This is a genomic window from Pradoshia eiseniae, assembly GCF_002946355.1.
GTDB classification, from domain to species: domain Bacteria; phylum Bacillota; class Bacilli; order Bacillales; family Pradoshiaceae; genus Pradoshia; species Pradoshia eiseniae.
In genome coordinates this window covers 172,054-192,508 of sequence record NZ_PKOZ01000006.1, presented here as the reverse complement: position 1 = coordinate 192,508, position 20,455 = coordinate 172,054, and the positions used below count along the sequence as shown (strand labels likewise).

Below are 20,455 nucleotides of genomic sequence, written 5' to 3'. Positions count from 1 at the left end.
CGATAGAAAGGGACTCAGATGACATTAGATTTAATTACAGATTATGTTCATACCTATGGTTATTTTGTGATATTTGTCGTGCTCTTCATGGCGATGATTGGCATCCCGGCACCAGAAGAAACGTTAATGCTGCTAATTGGCGGCATGCTCTTGGATAGCGGACTTCAATTCTTTGCCGTCATTGCGATTGCCCTATTTGCGGTCAACACAGCCATGCTCGTGTCATACATCGCAGGCAGAAGGCTTGGAAATCGGCTGGTCATTCGTTATGGCCATAAAATCAATTTGACGCCAGCTAAATGGGACAAGTTAAAGAAAAGGCTTGAGAAATATGATGGCAAAAAGATGATTTTCACTTATTTTCTGCCGGGTATGAGACAATTAATGCCCTATCTATCTGGCACAAGAAAGGTCTCCTATCCTGTCTTTCTCGGATTTACTTTTACGGGCAGTCTTTTATGGGCGTTATTCTATACGACAATTGGCTATTACCTGGGAGATGTGCTTGGCCCGACCCTTTTAGCCATCTTCGCGTTAGGGATTTGCTTGTTTTTCCCCGCTATAGTGATTACCAAACGAATAGTAAAGGCCAAACCTAATGAGAGGGATTTGGCACATAAATAAGGAATCCCCAAAAAGGGGATTCCTTATTTTATTCCTTCTTTGAAAGCTCCTCTTCCGTTACCCATTTATGGTTCGTCACTTTATCGCTGCCATCCGTTGGGGCGTAATCAATCATATAGACGGTTGTCTTTTCTGATGAATCAATCACTGCAGTGGCACCGTGCATTCCCTCCATATGATCAGCGGTGATGGTTATTTCAGTCCCAGGTTCAAGGGCTGCTTCTCCATTTGCCTCTTCGATTTCCTCATGGATAACCCATTTATGATTTTCTACCTTTTCCCCGCCATTTGTAGGAGTATAGGAAACGCTATACGCAATCGTATCATAGGCACCGACTATGGTGGCTTCAGCACCCTTCATACCTTCCATATGACCTTCTTTTAAGATGGCCGTGCTTCCAACCGGAAAGGCTGGATTTTCACTTTCTTTCACTTCCTCAGGCACGTCGCCGGAATTTGAATGCTCCATGGCGGAATGGTCCACTTCCTGGCTCTTTTCTTCAGGAGCGGAATCTGAACAGGCACTGACCACCATCAGCATTAGTATAGATACAAAGATGAATAATGGTTTCTTCAAATTTATCCTCTCCTTTTTGTATACGCCCATCATAACAAAGGGATTTATTACCATGCCATGATTGTGCATGGGGATGAATCTACAACCAAGCTTTGTTGAGAAAATAGTCCGAATATACAATTGTTAAAATATGTATCTTGAACTATAATTGTTAGATAATTCCAAAAAGTAAAGGGGGTATAAGATGAAGATTTATATGTCCGTGGATATGGAGGGGATAACAGGGCTTGTGGACTATACCCATGTATCCTCGGAACTGCATAATTATGAGCGAAGCCGCCGAATCATGACTGAGGAAGCGGATGCCATCATTACAAGCCTCTTCAAGAATGGAGCCGAGGAAATCATTGTCAATGACAGCCATAGCAAGATGAATAATCTCCTCGTTGAGCTATTGCACCCTGATACACAGCTTATTACCGGTGATGTGAAACCCTATTCCATGATGCAAGGGTTGGATGCATCCTTTGATGGAGTCATCTTTGCCGGATACCATGCCAGGGCATCTATGCCAGGCGTCCTTACACACTCCATGATTTTTGGCGTTCGAAATATGTACATAAACGATCAGGCTATCGGAGAACTAGGGTTTAATGCCTATGTAGCCGGCTATTATGGGGTTCCTGTTTTGATGGTGGCTGGAGACGACCAGGCGGCTATTGAAGCAAGCCAGCTGATTGAAAATGTCACGACAGTAGCCGTAAAAACAGCTATTTCCAGATCGGCTGCGAAAACACTCACTCCTGCCAAGGCAAAGCTAATCCTAGCGGAAGTGGCAAGTGAGGCTTTAATAAAACGCTCACACATCAAGCCATTGGTGCCCCCGGAGTGTCCTGTTCTCCGTATAGAGTTTGCTAATTACGGACAAGCGGAATGGGCGAATCTGATGCCTGGAACCGAATTAATTGAAGGAACAACGATGGTCAAATTCGAGGCGAAGGATATCCTTCAGGCGTATCAGGCCATGCTTGTGATGACGGAATTGGCGATGCACACGACGTTTTCTTAGGGAGGAGGTGACGAATGAATACATTTATTGTCCGCCGTCTCATCTCCATGCTTCTTACCTTATGGCTCATTATTACAGGCACATTCTTTCTGATGCATGCCGTTCCCGGGTCACCCTTTAATGAAGAAAGGACAACCAATGAGGCGGTACAGCGTAATCTGATTGCCTATTATAAACTAGATGAACCCTTGATTGTTCAGTATGTCAATTACTTAAAATCGGTCGTAACCTTGGATTTTGGTCCCTCCATCAAAAAATCCTCACAGACTGTGAATGATATGATTTCTTGGGGGTTCCCGGTCTCCTTGGAACTTGGTCTTTATACATTGATTGTAGCGATAATATCAGGAATTACTCTTGGTGTCATTGCCGCTTTGAGGAGAAATGGCATCATTGATTACCTGGCAATGACAATTGCTGTTTTAGGAATATCGATACCCAATTTTGTGCTAGCCACTCTATTCATTCAAGTTTTTGCCGTTAAGGCAGGCTGGCTGCCGGCCGCTACCTGGACGAGCTGGCGTCATATGATTTTGCCGACATTTGCCCTTGCGACAGGTCCGATGGCCATTATTGCCAGACTTACGCGTTCGAGCATGCTGGAGGTGCTGACCCAGGATTACATACGTACTGCACGGGCAAAGGGCTTGAGCCCAGCGAAGATAGTCATTAAGCATGCGCTCCGTAATGCTTTACTGCCGGTAGTGACGGTACTCGGCACGCTGGCTGCGAGTATATTGACCGGAACATTTGTCATTGAAAAGATTTTCGCCATACCTGGGATGGGCAAGTATTTCATCGAAAGCATCAATAATCGTGATTATCCCGTGATTATGGGGACAACCGTTTTTTACAGCTCTGTGCTGATCATCATGCTTTTCTTGGTGGATATCGCTTATGGAATTCTTGACCCTCGTATCAATTTGAACAAGAAAGAGGGGTGAGCTTGTTTTGCAAATGAAATCCAAGCAGCAGAATAAAATACCGGATGAGTGGTTTCAGCCGCTTGAACGATCTGAGATGGATGCAGAAGCAGTCGTTCGTCCAAGCAGAACGTATTGGCAGGATTCATGGCACATGCTTCGGGAGAATAGGCTGGCGATGGCCGGGCTGGTCTTCCTTGCATTTCTTATCATCATGGCGATCATTGGTCCGTCCCTCTCACCAAACTCCATTGAAGAACAGTCTATTATGAATCAAAACATGCCCCCATCCTCTGAATATTGGTTTGGAACTGATGATTTAGGCCGTGATGTATTCGCTCGTACCTGGTATGGGGCACGTGTTTCCTTATTTGTAGGTATCATGGCGGCTATGATTGATTTCTTTATCGGGGTTATTTATGGAGGAATTGCCGGCTATAAGGGAGGCAGAACAGACCATTTGATGATGCGGGTCATTGAGGTCCTGTATGGATTGCCGTATTTATTGCTTGTCATTCTCTTAGCTGTGGTGATGGGACCTGGTTTATTTACAATCATCATTGCCCTCTCTGTGACGGGCTGGATTGGCATGGCCCGTATCGTACGAGGTCAAGTGCTCCAAATCAAGAATTATGAATTCGTGCTCGCATCAAAGACGTTTGGGACGAAGACGAGAAGAATCATCCGCCGCAACCTATTGCCAAATGCGATGGGACCAATCATTGTCCAGCTCACCTTGACTATTCCATCAGCTATCTTTGCTGAGGCATTCCTTAGCTTTCTGGGTCTCGGTATCCAGGCTCCGCATGCGAGCTGGGGAGGAATGCTGAATGATGCATTGGGTGTGATACTGAGCGGCTACTGGTGGCGATTATTCTTTCCTGCCTTGTTCATCTCATTGACGATGTTTGCCTTTAACGTCGTGGGAGATGGATTGCAGGATGCGCTCGATCCGAAGCTTAGGAGGTAATGGTATGGATAAAGTGCTGCAGGTAGATAATCTGCATGTTCAATTTTCGACATTTGGCGGAATCGTTCATGCTGTCCGGGGAGTGTCTTTTAGCCTTCATCGCGGTGAGACGCTGGCAATCGTGGGCGAATCCGGCTGCGGAAAAAGCGTCACCTCTCAGAGTATTATGGGACTTATCCCAGCTCCGCATGGCCGTATCACGAAGGGGCAAATCCTATATGGAGATAAAGATCTCACTAAATTAAAGGAGGCGGACTTAAGGAAGATACGCGGTGTTGATATTTCGATGATTTTCCAGGACCCGATGACGGCATTGAACCCGACGATCACCATTGGTGAACAAATCACAGAAGGACTTATGGAACATCAGAGATTATCGAAATCAGCTGCAAAAGCAAGAGGGATTGAGTATTTGAAGCTGGTCGGAATTGCTAACCCGGAAATACGGTTCAAGCAATATCCGCATCAATTCAGCGGGGGGATGAGGCAGAGGATTGTCATTGCGATGGCCTTGATTTGCGAGCCTGATATATTGATAGCCGATGAGCCGACAACGGCCTTGGATGTCACCATTCAGGCGCAAATTCTCGCTCTCTTTCGAAAAATTCAAAGGCAGACAGGGGTTTCAATTATCTTGATTACACATGATTTGGGTGTGGTTGCTCAGGTGGCTGACCGAATTGCCGTCATGTATGCCGGAGAGATTGTTGAGACTGGCGATAGAAGAGATATCTTCTATCATGCCCGCCATCCATATACAAAAGGCCTTCTTCAATCCGTCCCTCGTTTGGATCGGGAAGAAGCGGATTTGGTTCCAATCAATGGCTCACCGCCGGACTTATTTGCCCCTCCGCAAGGCTGTCCCTTTACGGCACGATGTGACCACGCCATGGAGGTATGCGCAAAAGCAGACCCAGAGAGAACGCATATAGGAAATGCTCATTTTGTGAATTGCTGGCTGGAGGATGAGAGGGCAGGAGGAAGACGAATAGCAGCTAAAAAGAGTGCATTTATTAATTTATAAGGAGGATAAGGATGAAAAAAACAATTTCCATTTTGAGCATGCTGGTATTACTCGTGTTTAGTGCGGCTTGTACAGCGACAAAGGAATCAGGTAATGAAGGCAATAAGGATAATGCAAACAATGATGAAAAGGTGCTTTATTTAAATAATGGAGAAGAACCTACCTCCTTTGACCCGCCAATCGGCTTTAATGCGGTTTCATGGAATGCCCTTAATAATTTGATGGAGGGATTGACGAGGCTTGGGAAAGATCATGAACCAGAGCCGGCTGCAGCAGAGAAATGGGAGGTATCAGATGATGGGAAGCAATATACCTTCCATATTCGAGAAAATGCGAAATGGTCAAATGGCGATGACTTGAAGGCTTCTGATTTTGTCTATGCATGGAAACGCCTTCTGGATCCAAAAACAGCCTCTGGTGCAGCCTTTTTAGGTTATTTCATTGAGGGCGGAGAAGAATTTAACACGGAAAAAGGGTCTGCGGATGATGTCTTGGTTGAAGCGGTTGATGAGAAAACCTTCAAAGTGACATTGACAAGCCCGCAAGCCTATTTTTTAAGCGTCATCACCAATCCAGCCTTCTTTCCTATAAATGAAAAGGTAGCGAAAGAGAATCCGGAGTGGTTCGCTGAAGCTGACAGCTTCGTAGGAAACGGACCATTTATTCTGTCTGAATGGAAGCATGATAGCCATATGACTATGGAGAAGAATCCTGAATATTGGGATGCGGATACCGTGAAGCTTGATAAAGTGAATTGGGCCATGGTCAATGATACGACGACTGAATATCAGATGTATACGAATGGAGAGCTTGATACCTCTGATGTTCCTCCTGAAATGACGAGCCAATTGATGGAGGAGGACAAGGTGAAGATTGATGAGCAGGCGGGCCTGTATTTCTTCCGTTTCAATGTAGAGAAGGAACCTTTCCAAAATATCAATATTCGTAAAGCATTCGCAATGGCGACAGATCAAAAGCAATTGGTTGAGTATGTGACTAAGAATGAGGAGGAGCCTGCTTATGGATTTGTGGCACCAGGGTTTAACGACCCGTCCGGCAAGGACTTCCGGGAAACGAATGGGGACCTGATTGTCACAGATGTGAACAAAGCGAAGGAACTGCTCGCCAAAGGGCTAGAGGAAGAGAACTATGATAAGCTTCCTGAGGTCACATTAACCTACAGCACAGGAGATGACACTCATAAGAAAATTGCGGAAGCCCTCCAGCAAATGTACAAGGAGAATCTTGGGGTTGATGTGAAGTTGGCTAATTTAGAGTCTAATGTTTTTGCAGAAGATCAAAAAGCATTAAAGCTGCAGTTCTCCAGAAGCTCCTTCCTGGCTGATTATGCAGACCCTATCAACTTCCTCGAAAACTTCCAAACTGGCCATTCGATGAACCGAACAGGATGGAGCAGTGAAAAGTACGATTCGTTAATTAAGGAAGCGAAGGATGAAAGTGATGAGGAGAAGCGTTATGAATTGATGTATGAGGCTGAACAAATCCTGATGGGTGAGATGCCAATCATTCCAATTCACTTCTACAATCAATTGTATTTGCAGGCTGATGGAGTGAAGGATATCGTCCGTCATCCAGTTGGTTATCTAGAGCTGAAGTGGGCGGATAAAAAATAAGCCTAAGGACAAGGGCGAGATGAATACAATAAAGAGAATCTAGCATTTGAAGAAAAGGATGTTCGCCTCGAACATCCTTTTCAAAAGGCGGGAGTGTGAAAAATGGCTGTAAGACCAGATAAGCTTAAAAGAGGAGACAAGGCAGGAATCATTGCTCCGGCTAGTCCTCCAGACTTGGCCAATTTAAAAAAGGCTGTTCCATTCTTTGAAGAGACCTTAGGGCTAGAGCTTGTTTTTGGCAATAACATTGAAAAACAATATGGCTATTTGGCTGGACGGGATGAGGAGCGGGCAGCTGATGTAATGGACATGTTTCAAGATCCGGATATTAAGGTGATTTTTTGTGCATGCGGAGGATATGGCACAGCGAGAATGGCTGATCGGCTAGACTATGAAATCATCAAGGACAATCCAAAGATTTTTTGGGGTTATAGTGATATCACCTATCTTCATACGGCCATTAGGCAGCGCGCTGGATTGGTCACCTTTCATGGTCCCATGCTAGCGAGTGATATTGGAAAAAAGGACGTTCATTCGCAAACGAAGCATTCATTTAAACAATTATTCAGCGGAGATAAGCTTTGTTATTCAGAGGAACTAAACGAGCTTGATGTCTTAGTCGAGGGGAAGGCGGAAGGTGAGCTAGTCGGCGGCAACCTATGTTTGATCACCTCCTCGCTTGGTACGAAAAATGAGCTTGATACCGATGGGAAAATTCTTTTTATAGAGGATGTACATGAAGAACCGAGAAATGTTGACCGCTATTTGAACCAGCTCTGGAATGCGGGAAAGCTGCAAGCAATTGAGGGGCTTGTCATTGGTGATTTCTCAGACGGGGAACCAGAGCGCCAAAAAACATTGACGCTTGAAGAGGTGCTGAGTCATTATGCTGACTTGATTGGGAAGCCGGCAATGAAGGGATTTATGATTGGCCATTGTGATCCCCATTTTGCTATACCGCTTGGCACAATAGCCACGATTGATACTACCTCTAAAACATTAGCGATTGAAAGCGGGGTAGCGAATGAAAGTAACGAATATTGATACATTCAATGTGAGTGTGCCGCTCATCAAGCCGTTTAAAACAGCCATACGTACCGTGTTATCGGCTGATTCGCTCATTGTCCGTCTCGATTGTGATAACGGAATTAGCGGATGGGGGGAAGCGCCGGCAACAGTCGCGATTACCGGGGATTCACTGACTTCCATAGAGGCCGCCATAAAGGATTATCTTGGCCCCTTTTTAATAGGGCGTAATCTTCTAGCTTACGAGGAGGTACTCACTGGGCTTGCTGGGGTAATGGTTGGCAATACGAGCGCTAAGGCTGCGCTTGATATGGCTATCTATGATTGTCTTGCCCAATATAGCAAGCTTCCTTTATATGAATATTTAGGCGGAGCTGCCGGGGAGCTTGAGACGGACATGACTGTCAGCGTGAACAGCCCAGAGGAGATGGGGGATGATGCGGAGCGCTATATTGGCGAAGGCTTTTCGGTTTTAAAGGTAAAGGTCGGTATCGGGGATATTGCCCAAGATATCAAACGGGTGAAAGAAATCAGGAAACGGGCTGGCGGGCAAATCCGTATCAGACTTGACGCTAACCAGGGCTGGTCTGCTAAAGATGCAATCAAGGCCATCCGGCAGATGGAAGACGAAGGGCTAGACATTGAGCTGGTTGAGCAGCCCGTAATAGCGCAGGATTTATATGGGCTGAAGAAAGTGACTGATCATGTAGATACATTAATTATGGCTGATGAAGCAGTCTTTTCGGCAAAGCAAGTGTTAGAGGTCATCAGAATGCGTGCGGCGGATTTAATCAACATAAAGCTTATGAAGGCAGGGGGTATCTATCAAGGGCAAATCATCAATCGTCTGGCAGAGACCGCTGGAATGGAGTGTATGGTAGGAAGCATGATTGAAACGCATTTGGGCATTACGGCTGCTGCCCATTTTGCGGCAAGCAAGAAAAACATCACCCGCTTTGATTTCGATGCCCCTTTAATGCTATCAAAAAACATCCTCGAAGGCGGATTACAATACGAGGGTAGCAAAATTCATTTGCCGGATGGGAAGGGTCTTGGCATCAAGCGTGTTCAAACTCATGAGGGAGGAGATTAAATGGAAGAAAAAATAATGCAAATCGCTGTATCTGTCGCAACAGTCTGGACATCCAATCAGTCTCCGCGGGAACTAGATCAGCCGGCAACAAGCAATCCGGCAAGAATCTCAGAGTGGCTGATGTCGATGGCGCTTTCAGATTTGATGGATTTACACAATGCTAATCGAGTCCAAACACAGCTATTATTCGGTGAAGAAGTGATTGTTACTGGCATGGAGGGAGAATGGGCATCCATCATTGCACCGAGCCAGTATTCCTCAAAGGATAGCCGAGGCTATCCGGGATGGGTTCCTCTCGGCCAGCTGCGGGACATTAAAGATGCAGCTGATGTCAAAAAAGGAATGGCTGTCATCCAAAGCAAGATGGCATTGTTGCATATCGAGGGAATGGACTCCACCATTCCGATTTGTTACCAAACTGCCCTGCCCTTCCTAGGTGACAGCGGTGAAACCATCATGGTTCAAACGCCGCTTGGCAAAGGGGAATTGCATAAGGAAGATGTGCAACTATTAAAAGAAGGTGAATCGCTTCCTGAAAAATCAGGCGAGGCCATTTGCCAAGCGGGTGAACGGTTCCTCGAACTCTCGTATTTATGGGGCGGTGTCAGCAGCTATGGCTATGATTGCTCTGGATTTGCCTATACGATGCTAAAGGCAAATGGGTATGTCATCGCACGCGATGCAGGTGACCAGGCACAGGGAGGAAGAGAAGTGAAACTCAATGCTATTGAGCCAGGGGACCTTTTGTTTTTTGCCTATGAGGAAGGGAAGGGACCGATCCATCACGTCGGAATTTATCATGGTGATGGCCGGCTGCTTCATTCGCCGAAGACGGGGAAATCGATAGAGAGTATTCTGCTTGAAGGGACAATTTATGAGAAAGAGCTTTGCTGTGCCCGCCGCTATCACAGGAATTCGGGGGAACAAGAATGAAAGAAGATACCATGCTTGAACTTGCGGGAGTGAAAAAGCACTTTAAGATTAGCCAAAAGGACGTAGTCAAAGCTGTCGACGGGATTAGCTTTCATATTGCAAAGGGAGAATCGGTCGGTCTTGTAGGGGAATCAGGCTGCGGTAAATCAACCTTGGGAAGAACGATTATTGGCCTCTATCAACAAACAGACGGGCAAATTCTCTTTAAGGGCAAGGATACAAGGTCGTTAAACAATAAAGAGAGAGCTAGTTTTCACAAAGATATGCAGATGATATTTCAGGATCCGTATGCTTCCTTGAACCCGCGTTCAACCGTTATGGAAATCATCTCTGAGCCAATGGAGGTCCATAACCTTTATCCGAATAAGAAAGAACGGATGAATCGGGTAATCGAGCTATTAGAGAATGTGGGTTTAAGCCGTGACCATGCCAATCGGTATCCGCATGAATTCAGCGGCGGTCAAAGGCAGAGAATCGGCATTGCCCGGGCACTCGCCCTGAACCCGGATTTCATCATTGCCGATGAACCAATTTCTGCCCTTGATGTTTCTGTCCAAGCGCAGGTAGTGAACCTTCTAAAAAAGCTGCAAATGGAGAAGGGGCTGACCTATCTGTTTATTGCCCATGACCTGGCGATGGTCAAGCATCTGGCCAATCGTATTGGCGTAATGTATTTAGGTCATTTGGTCGAAATGACGGAGAGTAGGGAGCTATATGCGGACCCACTTCATCCATATACGGAGGCATTACTTGGCGCGATTCCCATTCCTGACCCAGATGTGGAGGATGCGCGCGAGAGAACCTTGTTAGAAGGGGAAATCCCGAGTCCGACTAATCCGCCGAGCGGATGTGTTTTCAGGACAAGATGTCCTTACGCAATGGAAGCGTGCAGCATGAAGAAGCCTGAATGGCAGGAGGTTCATAAAGGCCATTTCGTTGCCTGCCATTTGTATAATAAAGAAGTAATGGGAGGGGATGTAAGGAAGCATATTGCAGCCTCACGCCAATAGCGATAGGAGCATTTCTTCAATCGTTAACTATGTTAAAATAATAGTTAGTCGAAATCAAAAGAGGTGCAGTGAATGCTTGATAAAATTAAAGGCGGTTTATTCGGTGTTGCGATTGGAGATGCTCTGGGCGGAACAACTGAATTTATGTCCGAACGGGAAATCAAGAATAAATATGGACAGTTAACGGATATCATTGGAGGCGGGGTATGGCAGTTAAGTCCAGGCGAGGTAACCGATGACACGGCCATGACCTTATGTGTCGCGAAAGGAATCATTCAATACCCAGATGATCCAATTCCGCACATGGGGGAGGAATTCTTGAGCTGGTACGCTCAAAAGCCAAAGGATGTCGGCATTATCATCAGTCAGGTATTGACTACGTATAAGGATAATTGGGAGGAAGCGGCTAAGGAGGTTCATCATCGTTTGAGCGGAAAGAGCGCTGGAAATGGCTCATTAATGAGATGCTTACCTATTCCGCTTGCATACTCAGACCAAAAGAAAATGGAGGAACTGACGATTCGTCACTCCAAGATGACACATTATGATGATTTAGCCTCTGACGCTTGCTTGATCTATAACCGGATCGCCTCTCGTTTATTAAATGGGGATGAATTAGCCGTATCTCTCCGTGAAGAAACAGCGGGCACGCTTTATGAGGAGGCGCTCACAAGTGAGCCGGATTGCCTGCCAGACGGGTTTGTGGTACATACGATGAAATGGGTCGTACATATCCTGTCCAATAGGAAGACCTTTGAAGAGGTGGCAGTTGCTGCAGCCAATAAGGGACATGATACAGATACGGTCGCAGCGATTGCCTGCGGGCTTAAAGGGATTGAAACAGGCTATGGTCAGCTGCCTGAGCGATTTAAGGAAAAAATCCTTATTCAAGAGGAATTAAGCCAAGTGGCAGCCGACCTTGCTGAAATTCGCAGAAACAGACAATAATTTAAGAAGGAATGAGCACCAAGGGCGGCCTTCACTTTAAACTTTTACGGTGAGGACCCCAGCCGGATGCTCTTTTTCCAGCCAGTACTATAGACCTTGAGTGTGGAATTGCTGCACACAAAAAAAGCAGGGCATTCAAGTAGTTGATTGCCCTGCTTTTTGCATGATTGATTGAGGTTAATTCTGCGGCCTATCCATATTCCAGATAATGATACCCTCTTCTGTCTTAATGCCGGTCAGAAGAACACGATCCCCGCTTGTGAATTTCTTCGTAATATCGGTATTCAAAAGTGACCCTCGAAGCTGATAAGCAGCAGAAATCTGTTTGGGTAACTTCACTTCGATGGTATGGGAGTCTGCCATGCCTGAAAAAGTCGCTTCTATGTATTGAACCAAATCTCCTTGCTTAGGTGTATAAATAATGGCCATATCCGCGATTTGGTTTTGGCCGTTTTTGTCTTGAGAATAATAAAGGACGATTGCGTCATCTGCTGCTAGCTTATTTAAGACAGACCTGCATGGACTATTTTCTTGACACTGAAATGTCTTTATCTTTCCGTCTAAATCCACCTCAATGGTATGCTGATCTGCGATTCCAGTTACTTTTCCTTGTGCTTCTTTGTAGGTAATTTGAGTGGATGATGCGGCTAGAGAAGATGTGGAAGCTGAATCTGTCGTTGAAGAATTACTTGCCCAGGAAAAATTTTCTCCCCAGCTGGATAGGGTGTATCCTGAATACAGGATGCCTGCTGCCACAAATAATATTCCAATCTTCAAAAGGCTTCTTCTAATCGCTTTTTTCTTTTTCTTGCTTCGTTGCGTGCGCGATAATCTCATTCTGTTTGGACCCTCCCCTTTTACATAAGAGACGAAAAATCTCATCTCTTATAATAATTTGTCATTTCTTTGATATATATGTCCGTCATTGACGAAAAAAATTGCTTTTATCGTGAGAAAATAAACCAATAGAAAATAAACTCACTTTTATAGGGTATTCGTTCATTATTCACGGAATGATTACAAAGTCATTTTCTCCTTTTACTAATGAGGATTAATCGGGTAGTTGAATCAGCGAAAAGAATACATCTCGGAAAGTGTATGGTTGCTGGGAATTCTGGCTTGAAAAATCCATCAAAAAGAAAATTGTACAATGGGAATCAGTAGAATACGTGACCTACAGCAATTGCTCCTTTTTGTAAATTATCTAAGAATCTATTATACTGAATTCGAGATATATGTCTTATATTAGGGATGGTGAAAAGCCGTGATTGATTATTTTTCAAAAGGGGAAGATGAGCTGGCACCAACGCTTTTCATGCTTCATGGAACAGGCGGGACAGAAATGGACCTTGTGCCGATTGCGGAACGGATTTCCCCTGGCTCATCTGTGTTGAGTGTGAGAGGGAATGTTCTTGAAAATGGAATGCCACGCTTTTTTAAGAGATTGTCAGAAGGGGTTTTTGATGAAGAGGACTTAAAATACCGCACAGAGGAGCTCCGAGAATTCATAGACGAAGCAGCCGATAAGTACGGTTTTGATCGGCATAATGTTTTGGCAATTGGTTATTCCAATGGGGCAAACATTGCGGGGAGCCTTTTATTCCATTATGAGAATGTCCTTGCTGGTGCCATATTGCTCCATCCGATGGTTCCAATCCGAGATATACAATTACCTGAAATGCCGAATCTACCTGTCTTTATTGGAGCGGGCAGGAATGATCCTATTTGTCCTCCAGAGGAAACGGAAGAACTAGCGGAAATGCTTGCCGATAAAAATGCTGATGTCACATTGCACTGGGAAAACTATGGGCACCAGCTCACATATGCAGAGATCGATGCCGCAGCTAACTGGTTCAGGAAGCGATTTTCTTGATGGAGGTGTTAGCATGATTACAATAGATCCAACGGCTATGAGTGAGAGGGATAATTATAAATTCCTGACTGGAACGATTATTCCCCGCCCAATCGCGATTGTTTCGTCTATTTCAAATGAAGGGGTTGTCAATATAGCTCCGTTCAGCTACTTTACGATTGTGAGCGCAAATCCGCCTATGATTGCTGTTTCTGTCCAAAGAAAGAACAGGAAAAAGAAAGATACCTCTCAAAATATATTGGACTCCCGCGAGTTTGTTGTTCATGTGACGGATGAAAGCAATATAGAAGATGCAAATCAAACTGCAGCTGAGCTTCCTCCAAGCGTAAGCGAGCTTGAGGTGTCAAGCTTCCAATTGACTGAAAGTGAGACCGTTCGCGTTCCCGGAATCGTCCCCGCAAAGGTGAGGATGGAATGCACACTCGCCAAAGCGATTCCTCTTGGCGGACAGGTGGCTGATGACGCTAGCTGCGACCTTATCATCGGAAATGTCACCCGTTATCATATTGATGAATCCATCTATGAAAATGGACAAATTGATGCTGAGGGATTACGGCCAGTCAGCCGTCTTGCCGGCAATCATTATATGAAATTGGGAGAACAATTCATTCTTGAAAGACCGAAATGAAATGATACTAGACCTTGCCTTATTTAAGGGCGAGGTCTTTTTTGCTTTTTTCTATCGTCGATAATAAATACTTACATATTCCTATAAGTTTTACTTGTTTTGAAAATAAAGGGTCTAAATATCTAAAATATTTACAATATTTTTAATTTTCTTGCAGGATTATGAATGGCTATTCAGAATATATAATCTCTATACGAGTGGTTGCGCTTTCATAACCACCATTACATAGATATTACGGACAAACTGGGGGTTAGATATGAACAAATTTAATAACGGAAATCGATTTGCAAGCCTTAGACAAAGCAGAGGATTCTGGGTGTCGGTTATTGCCGTATTACTGGTACCGCTCTTGTACGGCTTAATTATGCTCACGCCAAGCTGGGGCCCGTATGATAATCTATCGAATTTGCCTGTGGCAGTCGTCAATAATGACGCTGGAACGGTGAACGATGGCAAGGAGGTGAATGTGGGCAAGGATTTAGAAGCGAAATTAAAGGCCGGCAATGATTTAGGCTGGGAATTCGTAAACAGCAGCCAAGCACAACGCGGACTTAAAGATAACGATTATTATATGGTGATTGAAATTCCTGAGGATTTCTCCAGGAAGGTTGCGACGGTCATGGACGAAAATCCCGAAAAGCCTGAGTTGAAGTACATCCAAAATGAAGGCTTGCATTTCATTGCCGCAACGGCAACCAACACGGCAATCGAAAAAATCAGCAATCAGCTTTCAAATGAAATCACAGAAACCTATACAGAAACCGTCTTCGCATCCTTAGGAGATGTAGAGGAAGGATTCTCCGAAGGTGCTGAGGGAGCTAAAAAGCTCAATGATGGCTCAGTGAAGCTTCAAGATGGGACAGGAACATTGCTGACTTCCTTAACAGGCAAGGCAGGAGACATTAATAAGCTGGCTGATGGAGCTAATCAAGTAGCAGCTGGTAATGCTCAAGTGAATTCAGGCTGGAAAACAGCGGTCCAGGGGTCTGGCCAGTTAGCAAATGGAGCCGGTCAGGTGGCGGCCGGGAGCAGGACGCTTAATCAGTCCTTGAGCGAGAAAAAAGGGGATATTGAAACATTGGCAAATGGGGCTAAATCTATAGCTTCGGGAACAGGTTTGTTATATAACTCCTTAAGTTCAAAATCAAATGACATCGAAGCGCTCGCAAAAGGAACCGAGGATTTAAGGAAAGGTTCTCAAACGATGTATGGTCAGTTATCTGGAAATAAGGATCAGATAGAGGCGTTGGCTGAAGGAGGAAAAGCAGTAAATAAAGGAGCAACGGATCTTAAAGATGGTACAACTAGTATGCTAAATGGTCTTCAAAATGCAAAAGCTGGAGTAGACCAAATATATGAAGGGATTCAGCCATTAGAAGAAGGTAGTGCGGCTTTGGCAGCTGGCTTGAATCAACTTGCATCTCAAACACCTGACCTTGCAAAAGGTGCTTCAGATGTAGCAAAGGGTCTTGAACAATTAGGCGAGTTAGTACCTGGTTTAAAAGCAACGAAAGAATATAATGATCTTTTAGAAGGTGCTCGCAAGGTATCAGCAGGTGTAGAGGCAGTTAATAGTGGTATAACTAAAGAGGATGGATTGAAAAATGGATCTGTAGCTCTTTCTCAAGGTATATCCAATAAACTAAAGCCAGGAGTTGGAGCATTATCATTTCAATTTGGAGATAAGATTATTCCTGGTCAAGAAAAACTTGTTGATGGAGCTGAGAAGCTTGCTGCAGGAGCAACACAAATTCAAGCTGGTACTACAAAAGTAAACACAAGCTGGGATGCCCTAACAACAGGAGCTAAGTCACTCAATGGTGGACTGACCACTGTCGCAGCAGGCAATGCATCTGTGAATGAAGGTTGGAAGACGGCTGTTGCTGGAACAAGTGAATTGACAGCAGGAGCCAAACAAGTAGCAGACGGCAACGCTCAGGTCAACGAAGGCTGGAAAACCGCAGTTGACGGTTCAGGTCAATTGGCAGCTGGTGCAAACCAAGTGGCAGATGGAAGCAAGGAGCTCAATTCTTCCTTAGCAGCGAAATCGGGGGATATCCAAACACTTGCAGCAGGAGCGAAGCAAGTGGCGGATGGCAATGCTACTGTAAAGACTGGCTGGGCAGCGATGACAGACGGTGTTAAGCAGTTAGATGATGGTGTCGGTCAAGTGAAGGATGGAACACAGGAACTAGCAACAGGTTTAGACAATGGAGCTAAAAGGGTAGCTGCCACAAACAGAGAGGATGCAAATAAATCTCAATTGGCCAACCCAGTTCAATTAGCTGGCGAAAAAATAAACGGTTATCCATTCTATCGTTACGCCAATGCGCCATATGTTTTATCACTAGCCTTATTTGTCGGTGCATTGCTGATGGTCATGGCAGTCGGAGTAAGAAGACCGGCAGGCGCGGAAATGTCGCCTCTTGCATGGTATGCGAGAAGATATGGATTCCTTGCATTGTTGGTATCTGGTCAGGCCATTTTGTTGACCGTTTTTACATCATTCTACGTTCATTCTGGATTTTTAAATACGATATCTATGATTCCTTTTGCCATGTTGGCAGGCTTGACGTTTATGACCATTGCATTTTTCCTTGTCATGCTATTAGGGAATATTGGTTTACTAATCGGAGCTGCCTTCTTGATTATGCAGCTTTCCACGACAGGTTCAGCATTGCCAATAGATATGCTGCCTGAATATTTAAGAAATTTAAGTCAGTTCTTGCCGATGTCTTATTCTATCGCCGGCTTTAGATCATTGATTTCGCTTGATGATTTTGGCGGCATGCTGGTTAACGGAGGCATATTGTTCATTTTCCTTGCTTTGTTTGCGGGATTGGCCTTTGCTGTATCGTACCTCAAGAAAGACAGAGCTGTTGAGGATAGTGATCTGGCAGCTTAACAGAATAGTAATAGAAAATCCTATCTACTGGTTATATATACCTATATGGTGTATTATTTCCATAATAGGATTTTCTTTTTGTGTAAATAGTGTGGTTGTTCCATATTTTAGTTGGGGGGTGCCAGCATGAAACGAAGTATATTACCAGCATCATCAAATATGAAGGATTTTGAAAGATTTCTAGAATCACCGTTCGAGGCGGGAGTTATGCTCGAACTTCATTTGTCTCAGATTAAGCATGTCACACAGATGGCAAAATCTAAAAATAAGAAATTATTTTTTCATATAGATTTAATACATGGATTGAAAAATGATGAATATGGCACACAGTATTTATGTCAGGAATTTCGCCCATATGGGTTGATATCTACTAAGTCAAGTGTGATTCAGCAAGCTAAAAAGCATGGGGTCGTGGCGGTTCAGCGTATCTTCATGATTGATAGTCATGCGATTGAAAGAAGCTTCAGAATTGTGGAGAAATGTCAGCCGGACTATATTGAGGTCCTCCCGGGATCTATGCCTGCCATGATTAAGGAGGTTTCAGAAAGATTCCAAATTCCGGTGTTTGCCGGAGGGCTGATTCGGACTGAGAGAGAGGCACATGAAGCATTGGCGGCTGGCGCTACATCTATCACGAGTTCGAATCATAAATTGTGGGAACATTTTTCTGTAAAATGAGAAAAAAGTAATAATTTTGAAAGAAAAGTCATTGACAGCGCTTTCAACAAGTTTTATACTGTGATTAAGTTAATAATTCTGGTCGAGACTTGGAGACACAGGTAAGCGTTGCCCTTTATTTCTCATAGATGGGTTGCTATACCTGTGCTCTTTTTTTGACCATAAAAACATTGAGGGAGTGGTATTCATGACACCATTTATGGGTGAAGTACTAGGTACAATGATCCTGATCATTATCGGGGCAGGGGTATGTGCTGGTGCAAATTTAACAAAGTCTTATGCAAAGGATGCTGGCTGGATTGTCATCACGATTGCCTGGGGTCTTGGGGTAACACTTGGCGTATTTGCCGTTGGCAGTATTAGTGGAGCTCACTTAAATCCTGCTGTTACAATTGGTTTAGCGTTTGCTGGAGCATTCGATTGGAGTCAGGTTCCTGCTTACATCGCCGCTCAAATGATTGGTGCTATTTTAGGTGCAGCTATTATTTATCTTCAATATTTCCCGCATTGGAAAGCAACTGAAGACCCTGGAACAAAGCTTGGCGTTTTTGCTACAGGCCCAGCGATTCCACATGCTTTCTCTAACCTTTTAAGTGAAATTATCGGAACATTCGTCTTATTGCTAGGATTGCAATTTATTGGTGCGAATGAGTTTACGGAAGGCTTAAACCCGATTGCAGTTGGTCTTTTGATTGTCGCAATTGGGATGGCTCTTGGCGGTACTACTGGTTATGCCATCAATCCAGCGCGTGACCTTGGACCAAGGATTGCCCATGCGATTCTGCCGATTGCAGGAAAAGGTCCATCCAATTGGGGTTATGCTTGGGTACCGGTTGTCGGTCCAATCCTTGGCGGTTCTTTAGGGGCATTATTCCATCAGGCTTTCTTCCTTGGTGAAATGACGTTGACATTCTGGATGGTGCTTGCGGCAACTGTCGTGGTATTGCTGATTGCCTTGGCTATTGGCCCGAAGAATCAGGATGCAGCTATTCAAGCGTCAGATGAGCCAACAAAAGCAAGATTGTAAGATAATAACGGTTAGAAGAAATAACAAATAGATTCAGTGATGAATAGGATGGGAGAGAACAAAATGGAGAAATATATTTTATCAATCGATCAGGGGACAACTAGTTCAAGGGCGATACTTTTCAATAAAGCTGGGGAGATTGTTCATACCTCTCAAAAGGAATTCACTCAATATTTTCCGAAACCGGGCTGGGTTGAGCATAATGCTAATGAGATTTGGGGATCTGTCCTAGCGGTCATCGCAGGCTGTCTGTCTGAAGCCGGTGTATCTGCGTCCCAAATCGCAGGTATCGGTATTACGAACCAGCGTGAAACAGCTGTTGTCTGGGATAAAGAGACTGGGAAGCCAGTTTACAACGCTATCGTTTGGCAATCACGCCAAACAAATGATATTTGCGAAGAGCTGAAAGAAAAAGGCTACGAAGACTTAGTCCGTTCAAAAACAGGTTTGTTGATTGATGCCTACTTCTCAGGAACAAAAGTGAAGTGGATCCTTGATCATGTAGAAGGGGCCCGTGAAAAAGCGAATGAAGGCAAACTTCTATTTGGTACAATTGATACATGGCTCATTTGGAAGCTTTCAGGCGGAAAAGCGCATGTGACGGATTATTCCAATGCCTCACGTACCCTTATGTATAATATTTATGACCTGAAATGGGATGATGAGCTTCTTGAGATCTTGGATGTGCCAAAATCTATGCTTCCGGAAGTTCGCCCATCCTCTGAAGTATATGCCGAAACGGTTGAATACCATTTCTTTGGAGAGAGTGTTCCGATTGCCGGTGTCGCAGGCGACCAGCAGGCAGCCTTGTTTGGACAGGCGTGCTTTGAAAAGGGCATGGCGAAAAATACGTATGGTACAGGCTGCTTCATGCTGATGAACACAGGCGAAACACCAGTGAAATCAGAGACAGGCTTACTTACAACTCTTGCATGGGGAATTGATGGAAAAGTTGAATATGCATTAGAAGGAAGTATCTTTGTAGCTGGCTCTGCGATTCAATGGTTAAGAGATGGCTTACGCATGTTTAAAGATGCGGCAGACAGTGAAGCTTATTGCAGACGCGTAGATTCCACTGATGGCGTGTATGTCGTTCCTGCATTCGTTGGTCTTGGCACGCCATATTGGGATAGTGATGCAAGAGGTGCTGTCTTTGGATTGACACGTGGAACAACAAAGGAACATTTTGTCCGTGCAACAGTTGAATCACTTGCTTATCAAACTAAAGCTGTTCTCGATGCGATGGAAAAGGATTCAGGCATTGGCTTGAAAACATTGCGTGCTGATGGCGGCGCCGTTAAGAACAACTTCCTGATGGAATTCCAAAGCGATATTCTAAATGTTCCAGTTGAAATTCCACAGGTAAATGAAACAACGGCCCTAGGTTCTGCTTACTTGGCTGGACTTGCCGTTGGCTTCTGGGAATCACAAGAGGAGATTGCCAAGCAATGGGCTGTGAAGAAATCATTTGAACCGAAGATGGAAGAAGAGGTACGTGCAGAGCTAGTCGAAGGCTGGGAAAAAGCCGTGGCAAGCACGCGGTCATTCAAGTAATTTTACTGCCATTTCATAG

19 protein-coding genes are annotated in these 20,455 nt (G+C 44.6%); 17 read left to right on the top strand and 2 right to left on the bottom strand.

Annotated elements, in window-relative coordinates:
- Positions 1-18: 18 nt before the first annotated feature.
- Complete coding sequence (locus CYL18_RS12035; protein ID WP_104849755.1) at positions 19-624, top strand: DedA family protein; 606 nt, start codon at positions 19-21, stop codon at positions 622-624.
- Between the two features lie 28 nt (positions 625-652).
- On the opposite strand, the gene CYL18_RS12030 is transcribed toward CYL18_RS12035, so the two are convergent.
- Entirely contained in the window at positions 653-1,201 is a 549-nt protein-coding gene (locus CYL18_RS12030; protein ID WP_104849754.1) for a YdhK family protein, read from the bottom strand.
- A 184-nt stretch (positions 1,202-1,385) separates the two neighbouring features.
- Here CYL18_RS12030 and CYL18_RS12025 point away from each other — a divergent pair, with 184 nt between their 5' ends.
- The 10 genes from CYL18_RS12025 to CYL18_RS11980 all read left to right on the top strand — a co-directional run bounded on the left by CYL18_RS12025 (position 1,386) and on the right by CYL18_RS11980 (position 11,771).
- Positions 1,386-2,210 carry a M55 family metallopeptidase gene (locus CYL18_RS12025; protein ID WP_104849753.1) on the top strand — a complete coding sequence of 275 codons (825 nt, stop codon included), beginning with the start codon at positions 1,386-1,388 and terminating at the stop codon, positions 2,208-2,210.
- A 14-nt stretch (positions 2,211-2,224) separates the two neighbouring features.
- Positions 2,225-3,154, top strand: a complete 930-nt coding sequence (locus tag CYL18_RS12020) for an ABC transporter permease (protein WP_104849752.1) — start codon at positions 2,225-2,227, stop codon at positions 3,152-3,154.
- Positions 3,155-3,167: 13 nt separating this feature from the next.
- Complete coding sequence (locus CYL18_RS12015; RefSeq protein ID WP_104849795.1) at positions 3,168-4,103, top strand: ABC transporter permease; 936 nt, start codon at positions 3,168-3,170, stop codon at positions 4,101-4,103.
- 4 nt (positions 4,104-4,107) lie between these two features.
- The gene (locus tag CYL18_RS12010; RefSeq protein ID WP_104849751.1) at positions 4,108-5,127 is read left to right on the top strand and encodes an ABC transporter ATP-binding protein; all 1,020 of its coding nucleotides are present in this window, start codon (positions 4,108-4,110) and stop codon (positions 5,125-5,127) included.
- A gap of 11 nt (positions 5,128-5,138) precedes the next feature.
- Entirely contained in the window at positions 5,139-6,761 is a 1,623-nt protein-coding gene (locus tag CYL18_RS12005; RefSeq protein WP_104849750.1) for a peptide ABC transporter substrate-binding protein, read from the top strand.
- Between the two features lie 102 nt (positions 6,762-6,863).
- The gene (locus CYL18_RS12000) at positions 6,864-7,805 is read left to right on the top strand and encodes a S66 peptidase family protein (RefSeq protein WP_104849749.1); all 942 of its coding nucleotides are present in this window, start codon (positions 6,864-6,866) and stop codon (positions 7,803-7,805) included.
- A complete protein-coding gene (locus CYL18_RS11995; protein WP_104849748.1) occupies positions 7,786-8,880 on the top strand; it encodes a mandelate racemase/muconate lactonizing enzyme family protein in 1,095 nt (364 codons plus the stop codon). The genes CYL18_RS12000 and CYL18_RS11995 overlap by 20 nt, the downstream gene beginning before the upstream one ends.
- A complete protein-coding gene (locus CYL18_RS11990; protein WP_104849747.1) occupies positions 8,881-9,813 on the top strand; it encodes a C40 family peptidase in 933 nt (310 codons plus the stop codon).
- Complete coding sequence (locus CYL18_RS11985) at positions 9,810-10,823, top strand: ABC transporter ATP-binding protein (RefSeq protein ID WP_104849746.1); 1,014 nt, start codon at positions 9,810-9,812, stop codon at positions 10,821-10,823. The genes CYL18_RS11990 and CYL18_RS11985 overlap by 4 nt, the downstream gene beginning before the upstream one ends.
- A 72-nt stretch (positions 10,824-10,895) precedes the next feature.
- Positions 10,896-11,771, top strand: a complete 876-nt coding sequence (locus CYL18_RS11980; RefSeq protein ID WP_104849745.1) for an ADP-ribosylglycohydrolase family protein — start codon at positions 10,896-10,898, stop codon at positions 11,769-11,771.
- 177 nt (positions 11,772-11,948) lie between these two features.
- Here the strand turns inward: CYL18_RS11980 and CYL18_RS11975 are convergent, their stop codons facing one another.
- Complete coding sequence (locus tag CYL18_RS11975; RefSeq protein ID WP_104849744.1) at positions 11,949-12,608, bottom strand: hypothetical protein; 660 nt, start codon at positions 12,606-12,608, stop codon at positions 11,949-11,951.
- Positions 12,609-13,086: 478 nt separating this feature from the next.
- Here CYL18_RS11975 and CYL18_RS11970 point away from each other — a divergent pair, with 478 nt between their 5' ends.
- From CYL18_RS11970 to glpK, 6 genes are all read left to right on the top strand, one after another.
- Positions 13,087-13,644: an alpha/beta hydrolase gene (locus tag CYL18_RS11970; protein ID WP_104849794.1), complete on the top strand. Its 558-nt coding sequence runs from the start codon at positions 13,087-13,089 to the stop codon at positions 13,642-13,644.
- A gap of 13 nt (positions 13,645-13,657) precedes the next feature.
- Positions 13,658-14,272, top strand: coding sequence for a flavin reductase family protein (locus CYL18_RS11965; RefSeq protein ID WP_104849743.1), 615 nt, complete (start codon positions 13,658-13,660; stop codon positions 14,270-14,272).
- Between the two features lie 256 nt (positions 14,273-14,528).
- Positions 14,529-17,177: a YhgE/Pip domain-containing protein gene (locus CYL18_RS11960; protein ID WP_104849742.1), complete on the top strand. Its 2,649-nt coding sequence runs from the start codon at positions 14,529-14,531 to the stop codon at positions 17,175-17,177.
- A 126-nt stretch (positions 17,178-17,303) separates the two neighbouring features.
- Complete coding sequence (locus CYL18_RS11955; protein ID WP_104849741.1) at positions 17,304-17,855, top strand: glycerol-3-phosphate responsive antiterminator; 552 nt, start codon at positions 17,304-17,306, stop codon at positions 17,853-17,855.
- A gap of 187 nt (positions 17,856-18,042) precedes the next feature.
- Positions 18,043-18,882: an MIP/aquaporin family protein gene (locus CYL18_RS11950; RefSeq protein WP_104849740.1), complete on the top strand. Its 840-nt coding sequence runs from the start codon at positions 18,043-18,045 to the stop codon at positions 18,880-18,882.
- A gap of 63 nt (positions 18,883-18,945) precedes the next feature.
- Positions 18,946-20,436, top strand: coding sequence for a glycerol kinase GlpK (gene glpK / locus CYL18_RS11945; protein WP_104849739.1), 1,491 nt, complete (start codon positions 18,946-18,948; stop codon positions 20,434-20,436).
- Positions 20,437-20,455: the final 19 nt, after the last annotated feature.

Bases quoted from the DNA above. Each gene is read 5' to 3' on its own strand.
- CYL18_RS12035 (WP_104849755.1), top strand. From the start codon at position 19: ATGACATTAGATTTAATTACAGATTATGTTCATACCTATGGTTATTTT.
- CYL18_RS12025 (WP_104849753.1), top strand. From the start codon at position 1,386: ATGAAGATTTATATGTCCGTGGATATGGAGGGGATAACAGGGCTTGTG.
- CYL18_RS12020 (WP_104849752.1), top strand. From the start codon at position 2,225: ATGAATACATTTATTGTCCGCCGTCTCATCTCCATGCTTCTTACCTTA.
- CYL18_RS12015 (WP_104849795.1), top strand. From the start codon at position 3,168: ATGAAATCCAAGCAGCAGAATAAAATACCGGATGAGTGGTTTCAGCCG.
- CYL18_RS12010 (WP_104849751.1), top strand. From the start codon at position 4,108: ATGGATAAAGTGCTGCAGGTAGATAATCTGCATGTTCAATTTTCGACA.
- CYL18_RS12005 (WP_104849750.1), top strand. From the start codon at position 5,139: ATGAAAAAAACAATTTCCATTTTGAGCATGCTGGTATTACTCGTGTTT.
- CYL18_RS12000 (WP_104849749.1), top strand. From the start codon at position 6,864: ATGGCTGTAAGACCAGATAAGCTTAAAAGAGGAGACAAGGCAGGAATC.
- CYL18_RS11995 (WP_104849748.1), top strand. From the start codon at position 7,786: ATGAAAGTAACGAATATTGATACATTCAATGTGAGTGTGCCGCTCATC.
- CYL18_RS11990 (WP_104849747.1), top strand. From the start codon at position 8,881: ATGGAAGAAAAAATAATGCAAATCGCTGTATCTGTCGCAACAGTCTGG.
- CYL18_RS11985 (WP_104849746.1), top strand. From the start codon at position 9,810: ATGAAAGAAGATACCATGCTTGAACTTGCGGGAGTGAAAAAGCACTTT.
- CYL18_RS11980 (WP_104849745.1), top strand. From the start codon at position 10,896: ATGCTTGATAAAATTAAAGGCGGTTTATTCGGTGTTGCGATTGGAGAT.
- CYL18_RS11975 (WP_104849744.1), bottom strand. From the start codon at position 12,608: ATGAGATTATCGCGCACGCAACGAAGCAAGAAAAAGAAAAAAGCGATT.
- CYL18_RS11970 (WP_104849794.1), top strand. From the start codon at position 13,087: ATGCTTCATGGAACAGGCGGGACAGAAATGGACCTTGTGCCGATTGCG.
- CYL18_RS11965 (WP_104849743.1), top strand. From the start codon at position 13,658: ATGATTACAATAGATCCAACGGCTATGAGTGAGAGGGATAATTATAAA.
- CYL18_RS11960 (WP_104849742.1), top strand. From the start codon at position 14,529: ATGAACAAATTTAATAACGGAAATCGATTTGCAAGCCTTAGACAAAGC.
- CYL18_RS11955 (WP_104849741.1), top strand. From the start codon at position 17,304: ATGAAACGAAGTATATTACCAGCATCATCAAATATGAAGGATTTTGAA.
- CYL18_RS11950 (WP_104849740.1), top strand. From the start codon at position 18,043: ATGACACCATTTATGGGTGAAGTACTAGGTACAATGATCCTGATCATT.
- glpK (WP_104849739.1), top strand. From the start codon at position 18,946: ATGGAGAAATATATTTTATCAATCGATCAGGGGACAACTAGTTCAAGG.